A 238-nucleotide genomic window follows, 5' to 3' on the forward strand; every position below is an offset into this window, starting at 1 on the left:
TAGTTCTATCTATTTTATTTAACCACAAAGCCGCTTGTGTTTTGTTACCCAACTCCCAATACGATTGCGCTAAACGTAAACTATAGGTTGCTTGGTAAATGCTATCCGGTTCGATGTAGTCGAACGCAGTTTTATAATATTTTACTGCGTTATTAAAATCATTATGCTTAAAATATGAAAAAGCTAAGTTACCTAGCGCAATTACAGTTTTAGCATGATGTTTTGTTCTTTTTATAGC

Annotated in this window: 1 protein-coding gene; it reads right to left on the reverse strand. The window is 33.2% G+C overall.

Annotation, left to right across the window (positions count from 1 at the left end; all coding sequences use genetic code 11):
• A partial coding sequence (locus SB756_RS34995; RefSeq protein WP_410913871.1) for a tetratricopeptide repeat protein occupies window positions 1–238 on the reverse strand: 238 nt, incomplete at both ends.

It is taken from the genome of Pseudomonas sp. SIMBA_068 (genome assembly GCF_046534705.1).
GTDB classification, from domain to species: Bacteria; Pseudomonadota; Gammaproteobacteria; order Pseudomonadales; family Pseudomonadaceae; genus Aquipseudomonas; species Aquipseudomonas putida.